The organism is Nocardia tenerifensis NBRC 101015, assembly GCF_000308715.1.
In the GTDB taxonomy this organism is placed as follows: domain Bacteria; phylum Actinomycetota; class Actinomycetes; order Mycobacteriales; family Mycobacteriaceae; genus Nocardia; species Nocardia tenerifensis.
Window position 1 is genome coordinate 1 of the sequence record NZ_BAGH01000111.1, and the last position, 4,755, is coordinate 4,755.

Here is a 4,755-nt window from a genome sequence, read left to right on the forward strand (position 1 = left end):
GGCCAGGGCTCGCTGTGTGCGGTCGGCGGCCTGGTTGCAGCTGTGGGGGTCCGGCGCGGCGCCGGGGCGTCCGTGGTTGCGCGCGATGCGGGAGCTGATCGACGAGCTGTCCGACGGCGGCTCGGCGGTCGCCGAGGAGCTCGCGCAGACCCGGCGCGAGCTCAGCGAGATGCTCGACGCGGAGGACGGGTACGGGCTGGCGGCCGAATAAGGGGCCGCGCCGACCGATTAAGCTCGGCACTCATGCACGAGACAGGTCGGCGCGGCCGCAAACTGGGCGTGATGGGCGGCACCTTCGACCCCATCCACCACGGTCACCTGGTCGCCGCCAGCGAGGTCGCGAATCGGTTCGCGCTCGATGAAGTCATCTTCGTTCCCACGGGTCAGCCCTGGCAGAAGGCGGATAAACAGGTCAGCCCGGCGGAGGACCGCTACCTGATGACGGTCATCGCGACCGCCTCGAACCCCAGCTTCTCGGTCAGTCGCGCGGACATCGACCGGGGCAAGGTCACCTACACCGTCGACACGCTGCGGGAGATGCGTAACACCCATCCCGACGCCGAGCTGTACTTCATCACCGGAGCGGATGCGCTGGCCAACATCCTGACATGGCAGGATTGGGCCGAACTGTTCGACCTGGCGAGGTTTGTCGGGGTGAGCCGTCCGGGGTACGAGCTGAATATCGATCATCTCGAGGAACATCTGCGCGATCTTCCGGCCGATGCGGTGACCATGGTCGAGATCCCGGCGCTGGCGATCTCGTCGAGTGAGTGCCGTCGCCGCGCCGCCGAGAACCGGCCGGTGTGGTATCTCGTCCCAGACGGCGTGGTGCAGTACATATCCAAGCGGCACCTCTATGTGCCCGCAGGAGCGGAAGGTAGCTGAGTGAGCGAGCGTAGCGGGGGACAACGATGAGCGCATCGGTGGAGGCGGTCGAGATGGCGCAGGTCGCCGCGCGGGCCGCCGACGAGAAGTTGGCGCTCGACGTCGTCGTGCTCGACGTGTCCGAGCAGTTGGTGATCACCGACTGCTTCGTGATCGCGTCCGCGCCGAACGAGCGTCAGGTCAACGCCATCGTCGACAACATCGAGGACAAGCTGCGCGCGGCCGGGCACAAGCCCGTCCGGCGCGAGGGCACTCGCGAGGGACGCTGGGCGCTGCTCGACTACGTCGACGTCGTCGTGCACGTGCAGCACAACGACGAGCGCAATTTCTATGCGCTGGAACGACTGTGGAAGGACTGCCCGGTGGTGCCGGTGGACGGCATCGGCGCGCCCGAGGAACGGGCCGCGGCGGTGAACGGCGAGGCGAAGAGCGACACCGAGTGAACGAGCGAGTCATCGGTACGGCGGCGCCGAGCGTCAGCGAGGCCCGCGCGTGAGCAAGTACGCCGGCGTGCGCACCCTGATCCTGCTGCGCCACGGGCAGACCGAGTGGAACGCCGCCGATCGGATGCAGGGCCAGATCGACACCGATCTCACCGAACTCGGCCGCCGTCAGGCGAAAGAGGCGGCGCGGGAACTGGTCTCGCGCAACGCGATCGCCATCGTCTCCTCGGATCTGCGCCGCGCCTTCGAGACCGCCTCCGCCCTCGCCGAGCACACCTCGCTCGACGTGGTGCCCGATCCGCGACTGCGGGAAACCGACCTGGGCGACTGGGAGGGACTGACCCACCTCGAGGTCGACACCGACTACCCCGGCGCGCGGCAGGCCTGGCGGCTCGACGCCACCTACCGACCGCCCAATGGGGAGAACAAACTGGAGGTCGGCGCGCGTTCGCTGCCCGTGGTGCGGGAACTGCTCGTCGAGCGGCAGGACTGGCCCGGCCGGACTATCATCCTGGTGGCGCACGGCGGGCTGATCGCCGGCCTCACGGCCGCGCTGCTAGATCTGCCTCCGGCGAACTGGCCCGTCCTCGGCGGACTGGCCAACACCAGCTGGGTGCAGCTCAGCAGTCACGGTCCGAGCATCGACCAGCCCGGCTGGCGCCTTGACGTGTGGAACGCATCGGCGAAGGTGGCCCCGGATGTCCTCTGAAGATCCGATTCGGCAGGTGCCGGATGAACTGTTCCGGAAGGCGTCTGCCAAGCCGGAACGGTCTATCCCGGACGCGCTGTTCGGCCCGCCCCCGGCACCGCCGGTGGCCGAACCGGCGGTTGCCGAGTCGGAGGTCGACGAGTCGGGTACGGAGGAGGAGACGCCGTCCGAACCGGAGGGGTCTTTGCCCGCTAGTTCGGTGGATCCGCCGCCCGAGGAGTCCGGGGATGCCGGTGGGGTCGAGCCGGTGGCGGCGGAATCTGTCGTCGGCGTCGGTCCTGCGGCGTCGGAAGGCGTCGTGGGTGTCGAGCCTGCGGTCTCGGAGGGCGAATTCGCTGCGGCGGTAGCCGATTCCGAGGACGAGCCGCGCTCCCAGCGCCCCGTGCTGCTGGTGGTCGCGGACTCGCTGTCCTACTTCGGGCCCAAAGGTGGGCTGCCCGCCGATCATCCGCGGATTTGGCCGAACCTCGTTGCGGCGGAGCTCGATTGGGATGTGGAACTGGTCGGGCGGATCGGCTGGACATGCCGGGACGCCTACTGGGCGTTGATCGGCGATCCGCGGGTGTGGGCTGCGGTGCCGCGCGCCGGCGCGGTGGTCTTCGCGGTCGGCGGCATGGACACGCTGCCCTCGCCGCTGCCGACCGCGCTGCGCGAGCTGATCCGCTACATCCGGCCGCCGGCGCTGCGTCGGCAGGTCCGGACCGCCTACACCTGGTTGCAGCCCAAACTGTCGAAACTCGGTCGGCCCGTGGCGCTTCCGCCGAAGGTGAGCGTCGACTACCTCGAGCAGTCGCGGGAAGCGCTGGCGCAGTTGCGGCCCGAGCTGCCGTTCGTCGCGGTGCTGCCGTCGGTGCACAACTGCGAGGCGTACGGGCGCGTGCACTCCGGGCGTGAGCGCGCGGTCCGGGCGCTGCGCGCGTGGTCGGCGCGCACCTCGGTGCCGCTGGTCGATCTCGGAGAAGCCGTGCGCGACAACATCTTCTCGGGCGACGCGAACCCCGACGGCATCCACTGGGGCTGGGCCGGGCACACGGCCGTGGCCAACGCGATGGTGAAGACCCTGCAGGAGGTTCGGTAGTCCGTGGCCGTCGTGGTCGTGACAGATTCGTCCGCCAGCCTCCCTGCCGAACTCGCCGCAGAGCTCGATATCGCCGTCGTACCGCTGCATGTCCTGATCGGTGACCGCGCGATCCGCGAGGGCGTGGACCCCGTCGACATCGACTATGCCTCGGACACCGTGACCACCTCGGCGGCCTCGCCGGGTGAGCTGCGCGCCGTGTACGAGCAGGCCTGGGAGCGCAGCGGCGGGGACGGGGTTGTCGCCGTGCACATTTCGCGGCAGCTGTCCGGCACGTGGGAGGCGGGGAGGCAGGCCGTCCGGGATATGGACGCCGCCGATCGGGTGCGGCTGGTCGATTCGCTGGGAGCCGGGTTGGCTACCGGGCTGCCGGTTCTGGCCGCCGCTCGCCGGGCTCGCGCCGGCGCGTCGTTGGATCTCGTGTACGACACGGCGGTGTCGGCGTCGAGTCGCGCGCGCACATTCATCTTGGTGAATCGCACGGAGCAGTTGCGGCGGGGTGGTCGATTGAGTTCCGCCGCCGCCTTTTTCGGTAGTGAGCTGGTCACCAAGCCGTTGTTGCAGATCGTCGAGGGGCGTCTCGAGCTTCGGGAGAAGGTTCGGACGCGGTCGAAGGCGTTCGCGAAACTCGTTGCGGCGGCGATCGACGCGGCGGGGGAGGACGGGGTCGCCGTCGCCGTGCAGCATCTCGGGAGTGCGGAGGCGGCGCAGACTGTGGCGGGGCAGCTTCGGGAGCTGGTTCCGGGGGTCCGGGAGGTGGTCGTCGCTGAGTTCGGGCCCGCGTTGGGGATTCACCTCGGGGTCGGGGCGGTGGGTGTGGTTGTGCTGCCGGGTGGTTGCGCGTAGGTCTGCGTGGTGCGCTCGTTCAGCGGGCCGCGGTGGCGGATCGGCACAGCGTGCGCGCGCCGAGTCGGACTGCCGCCCAATCGGTTTCATGCTTGGACTCCCATGCTCGCGTCAGCCAGTGCGTTCGATCCTGTTGTTCGTGCCGCAGGCGTTCGAGGTCGATCTCGATGCCCGTCGGCGGGCACGATGATTCGAGTTCGCCGATGCGTGCGGCCATCGCCGCGAACAGCTCGCGATCGAACCCGATTATCGCGGTGCGGAATTCGTCGGTCGGCACGCTGACTCGGCCGGTCGGCGGGCCGGTGAACTCGATCTCGCTCTCCGGGTCCGTCGGGTGGTGCCAGGCGACGGTGATGACGTCGGAGTCGCCGTCGACCGTTCGCCACCATCGCAGGTGCGGGCCGAACCACAGGTATCCGGTGTCGAGGACGCGGTCGTCGTACCAGGTGGACGCGGCCTCGACCGCCGGGGTGTCCGACCACGACCAGTCCGTCGGCTCGGCGCTGATGAAATCGGTCAGGTCGCTCGGCACCGGCTCCAACGCGCCGGGCAGCAGCGTCAGCACGTCCTCCCACAGGCGAGCCACGTAGTACTCCACGTAGCAATCGTGCGGAGTCTCCGGGCGTCCGGCCTGGGTCCGGAGTAGCTCGGTCGTGCGCGCTCTCCGCCACGCCCGCCCGATCCGCCGGCCGTCGGCGAGTTGTGCACACCCCCCGGCGGTTATGAACAGGGTCACCGAATCACCTGTTCGCCCACGACCTTTCGCAGCCACCCGAAACTACCGTCGCCCCCAT

7 protein-coding genes are annotated in these 4,755 nt (G+C 69.4%); 6 read left to right on the plus strand and 1 reads right to left on the minus strand.

Features of this window, described 5'->3' with window-relative positions; all coding sequences use genetic code 11:
- From ON39_RS08945 to ON39_RS08970, 6 genes are all read left to right on the plus strand, one after another.
- Nucleotides 1-211 (plus strand): hypothetical protein (locus ON39_RS08945; protein ID WP_157195423.1); only part of this gene is annotated, 211 nt, incomplete at its 5' end.
- Between the two features lie 32 nt (nt 212-243).
- Complete coding sequence (gene nadD, locus ON39_RS08950; protein WP_040732870.1) at nt 244-885, plus strand: nicotinate-nucleotide adenylyltransferase; 642 nt, start codon at nt 244-246, stop codon at nt 883-885.
- A 26-nt stretch (nt 886-911) separates the two neighbouring features.
- Nucleotides 912-1,328: a ribosome silencing factor gene (rsfS, locus tag ON39_RS08955; protein WP_040732871.1), complete on the plus strand. Its 417-nt coding sequence runs from the start codon at nt 912-914 to the stop codon at nt 1,326-1,328.
- Between the two features lie 49 nt (nt 1,329-1,377).
- Nucleotides 1,378-2,037 carry a histidine phosphatase family protein gene (locus tag ON39_RS08960; RefSeq protein WP_040732872.1) on the plus strand — a complete coding sequence of 220 codons (660 nt, stop codon included), beginning with the start codon at nt 1,378-1,380 and terminating at the stop codon, nt 2,035-2,037.
- Between the two features lie 382 nt (nt 2,038-2,419).
- Nucleotides 2,420-3,115: a diglucosylglycerate octanoyltransferase gene (gene octT / locus ON39_RS51265; protein WP_040732875.1), complete on the plus strand. Its 696-nt coding sequence runs from the start codon at nt 2,420-2,422 to the stop codon at nt 3,113-3,115.
- A 3-nt stretch (nt 3,116-3,118) separates the two neighbouring features.
- Nucleotides 3,119-3,961 carry a DegV family protein gene (locus ON39_RS08970; RefSeq protein ID WP_040732873.1) on the plus strand — a complete coding sequence of 281 codons (843 nt, stop codon included), beginning with the start codon at nt 3,119-3,121 and terminating at the stop codon, nt 3,959-3,961.
- A gap of 19 nt (nt 3,962-3,980) precedes the next feature.
- Here the strand turns inward: ON39_RS08970 and ON39_RS08975 are convergent, their stop codons facing one another.
- Entirely contained in the window at nt 3,981-4,697 is a 717-nt protein-coding gene (locus tag ON39_RS08975; RefSeq protein WP_146251247.1) for a DUF5984 family protein, read from the minus strand.
- Between the last annotated feature and the right edge of the window lie 58 nt (nt 4,698-4,755).

Coding starts and splice junctions, on each gene's coding strand:
- rsfS (WP_040732871.1), top strand. CDS start 912: ATGAGCGCATCGGTGGAGGCGGTCGAGATGGCGCAGGTCGCCGCGCGG.
- nadD (WP_040732870.1), top strand. CDS start 244: ATGCACGAGACAGGTCGGCGCGGCCGCAAACTGGGCGTGATGGGCGGC.